The organism is Mesorhizobium sp. M7A.F.Ca.CA.004.04.2.1, assembly GCF_004022825.1.
In the GTDB taxonomy this organism is placed as follows: Bacteria; Pseudomonadota; Alphaproteobacteria; order Rhizobiales; family Rhizobiaceae; genus Mesorhizobium.
The window spans coordinates 1-3,819 of record NZ_RZPH01000588.1 but is presented as its reverse complement, the minus strand read 5'-3'; the positions used below and the strand labels follow the sequence as shown (position 1 = coordinate 3,819).

General features: G+C 65.0%; 4 protein-coding genes. All 4 read left to right on the top strand.

Annotated features, from left to right (window positions below):
* Positions 1 to 781: LPS assembly protein LptD (gene lptD, locus EN893_RS23215; RefSeq protein ID WP_164901040.1), on the top strand; the 781-nt coding region annotated here is incomplete at its 5' end.
* A 99-nt stretch (positions 782 to 880) separates the two neighbouring features.
* Positions 881 to 1,810 (top strand): peptidylprolyl isomerase, encoded by a 930-nt coding sequence (locus EN893_RS23210; protein WP_128361802.1) that lies wholly within the window; start codon positions 881 to 883, stop codon positions 1,808 to 1,810.
* A gap of 1 nt (position 1,811) precedes the next feature.
* Positions 1,812 to 2,840, top strand: a complete 1,029-nt coding sequence (pdxA, locus tag EN893_RS23205) for a 4-hydroxythreonine-4-phosphate dehydrogenase PdxA (protein WP_127268605.1) — start codon at positions 1,812 to 1,814, stop codon at positions 2,838 to 2,840.
* A gap of 10 nt (positions 2,841 to 2,850) precedes the next feature.
* On the top strand, positions 2,851 to 3,690 hold the full coding sequence (rsmA, locus tag EN893_RS23200) for a 16S rRNA (adenine(1518)-N(6)/adenine(1519)-N(6))-dimethyltransferase RsmA (protein WP_127268606.1): 840 nt from the start codon (positions 2,851 to 2,853) through the stop codon (positions 3,688 to 3,690).
* Positions 3,691 to 3,819: the final 129 nt, after the last annotated feature.

The following is a 3,819-nucleotide window of genomic DNA, read 5'->3' as shown; positions in this document are numbered from 1 at the left end:
CCATGTCATCGAGCCAATGGCGCAGGTCTTCATGCGTCCGAACGAGCAATATGTCGGCGGCCTCTCAGTGCCCAACGAAGACGCCCAAAGCATGGTCTTCGACGCGACCACCTTGTTCGAGCGCGACAAGTTCTCCGGTTACGACCGCGTCGAAGGCGGTTCGCGCGCCAATGTCGGCCTCCGCTATTCCGGCTCGTACAACAATGGCTGGGGTACCAATGCCATTTTCGGCCAATCCTATCAGATCGGCGGCGAGAACTCCTTTGCCGCGCCGGATCTGGTCAATGTCGGCGCCAATTCCGGCCTCGACACGACCAAATCCGACTATGTCGGCCTGTTCGGCATCAACAGCCCCAACGGCTTCGCGGCCTCGGTCAGCGGCCGTTTCGACGAACAGAGTTTCGAGGTCCGCCGTGCCGAGGTGAAGGCCGCCTATTCCGGCCTGCCTGTGTCGCTGAGCGCCAAATACGCCTTCATCCAGGCCCAGCCGCTGTACGGTTTCACGGAAGACCGTCACGAAGTCACACTTGGTGCATCCACGCATCTGGCCGAAAACTGGCGCGTCTTCGGCACAGGAACCTACGACCTGCAGCAAAGCCTGCTGGTCAAGGACGGTGTCGGCTTCGCCTACAACGATTCCTGCTTCACTTATCTGATGACCTACTCGCAGTCGCGCGATCTGAACACCAGGGAGGTGTCGCAGACCATCGGCTTCAATCTGTCGTTCCGCACCCTCGGCGAATTCGGCTCGTCGACCAGTGCCATCGACACGATCCAGTAACAATCGGCGACATCGTTTCGCCGCATAGGGCTGGCACGGATTTCGCGCACCTGGAAAGATGAAATTGGGCGGGACCGGGATAGAATTGGGATACCAACGATGAGGAAATACCTCTTTTCAGCAGGTTTCGCGTTGCTCGTGGCGGCGACGTCCGTGTCGATCACTGCAATGACGCCGCCGGCTTTCGCCAGCGAGATCAAATACGTCGTCAACAACATTCCGGTCACCACCGGCGACATAGCCCATCGCGCCGCCTTCCTGAAGCTGCAGCGCAAGAAGGGCGATGCCGGCCAGGAAATGATCGACCAGACGCTGCGTATGGCCGAGGCCAAGCGGCTTGGCATCCGCATCAGCGACGCACAGGTCGAGGCGGCGTATCAGCGCTTTGCCTCGAGCAACAAGATGCAGCTCAGCCAGCTTGACGGCGTCATGGAGAAGTCAGGCGTCACCAAGAGCCACTTCAAGGAATTCATCCGCGCCCAGATGGCCTGGAACCAGGCTTTGAGCGCGCGCTACCGTTCCGGCGACGGCACCGGTGCCGTCAGCGAGCAGGATCTCGTGAGGAAGATGCTCGAAAAAGGCGGCGCCAAACCGAGCGCCACCGAATACATGCTGCAGCAGGTCATCTTCGTGGTTCCGGCGGCTGAACGCAGCGCGACGCTGGGCCAACGCAAGCGCGAGGCCGACGCCATGCGCACCCGCTTCAACGGCTGCAACACGACGCGCGAATTCGCCAAGGGCCTGATCGACGTCACCGTTCGGGATCTGGGCCGGGTGCTGGCGCCGCAGCTGCCGCCGGACTGGGCCGAGCAGATCAAGGCGACCAAAGTCGGCGGTGCCACTGCCACGCGCGAAACCGAACGCGGCGTCGAATTCATCGGCATCTGCTCGTCGCGCGAAGTGTCCGACGACAAGGTCGCCCAGATGGCGTTTCAGGCCGAAGGCTCCGGCGGCGACAAGGATGCCGACGCGCTCAGCAAGAAATATGTCGACGAGCTGAAGGCAAAAGCCCGCATCGTCAAGCGCTGACGTGAGCAACGCAGTGACTGCGCTCGCGTTGAGCGCCGGCGATCCGTCCGGCATTGGGCCGGAGATCGCCATCGCCGCCTTTATGGCGCGCGAAGCTGCCGCCCTGCCCCCCTTCTACCTGCTCGCCGATCCGGCGCTGATCGCCTCCCGGGCGCGCCTGCTCGGCATTTCGCTGCCGGTCGTCGAAACGACATCAGCGCAAGCGGCGCAGGTCTTTGCCCGCGCCTTGCCGATCGTTCCACTGACTGCCCGCTGCATCGACAGTCCCGGCCGGCCGGATCCGGCCAATGCGGCCGCCACCATCGAGGCCATCGACCGCGCCGTCGCCGATTGCCTTGCCGGCGAAGCCTCGGCCGTGGTCACCTGCCCCATCGCCAAGAAGCCGCTCTACGACGCCGGCTTTCGCTTCCCCGGCCACACCGAGTATCTGGCGCATCTGGCGGCCCGGCACAGCGGCGTCGAGGCGATGCCGGTGATGATGCTGGCAGGACCCGACCTGCGCACCGTTCCCGTCACCATCCACATCGCGCTGGCCGAGGTGCCGAAGGCACTGACCACCGAGCTGATCGTCGCCACCGCGCGCATCACCGCCGCCGACCTTACCGGCCGCTTCGGCATCGCCAAGCCACGGCTGGCGATTGCCGGGCTCAACCCGCATGCCGGCGAAGGCGGCGCCATGGGCCTCGAGGACGAGCGGATCGTGCGCCCGGCGGTCGACATCCTGCGTGCCGATGGCATCGACGCTTTCGGCCCTTTGCCGGCCGACACGTTGTTCCATGTCCGGGCGCGGGCGGGCTACGACGCGGCCCTTTGCATGTATCACGACCAGGCGCTGATCCCGGCCAAGGCGCTGGCTTTCGACGAGGCGGTCAATGTCACGCTCGGCCTGCCCTTCATCCGCACCTCGCCCGACCACGGCACGGCCTTCGACATCGCCGGCAAGGGTGTGGCGCGGCCCGACAGCCTGATAGCGGCGCTGAAGCTTGCCCGGCGGCTGGCCGACACGAACACGAAGGCGGTTGCGGTATGAGATCTCGGGCATGAGCATCGACGGGCTGCCGCCGCTGCGCGAGGTGATCGAGCGTCATGGGCTGCGGGCAAAGAAGGCGCTCGGCCAGAATTTCCTGCTCGACCTCAACCTCACCGGCAAGATCGCGCGCACCGCCGGCGACTTGTCCGATGCAACCGTGATCGAGGTCGGTCCCGGTCCCGGCGGGCTGACCCGCGCCCTGCTTTCCAACGGCGCGCGTCACGTCATCGCCATCGAGCGTGACGAACGCTGCCTAGCGGCCCTTGCCGAAGTGTCCGATCATTATCCCGGCCGGCTGGAGGTTGTTTCCGGCGATGCGCTGAAGACGGATTTCGCAGGCCTTGCCAGCCGAGCGACCGGCAATGGCGGTCCGGTCAAGATCGTGGCCAACCTGCCCTACAATATCGGCACGGAGCTGCTGGTGCGCTGGTTGACGGTCAGCGACTGGCCGCCTTTCTACACCTCGATGACTTTGATGTTCCAGCGCGAGGTGGCCGAGCGCATCGTCGCGCCTGCCGGCAGCGACAGCTATGGCCGGCTGGGGGTTCTTGCCGGCTGGCGGACGGAGGCGAGGATCGCCTTCGACGTACCGCCACAGGCATTCACGCCGCCGCCAAAGGTCACCTCCTCGGTGGTGCATCTGGTGCCGCGCCCGACGCCCCTGCCCGCCGAGGTGAAGAAACTCGGCCGCGTCACAGAAGCCGCTTTCGGCCAACGTCGCAAGATGCTGCGGCAGAGCGTGAAAAGCCTCGGCGGCGAGGCCCTGCTCGAACGCGCCGGCATCGATCCGACACGCCGCGCCGAGACGCTCAGCGTCGAGGAATTCGTGCGGCTGACCAATGCCGTGTAGCTCTCTTCTCCCCGTTTACGGGGAGAAGATGCCGGCAGGCAGATGAGGGGGCAGCACGAACCTTGAAATGCCAGCACCGCCCCTCATCCGGCCCTTCGGGCCACCTTCTCCCCGTGAACGGTGCGAAGG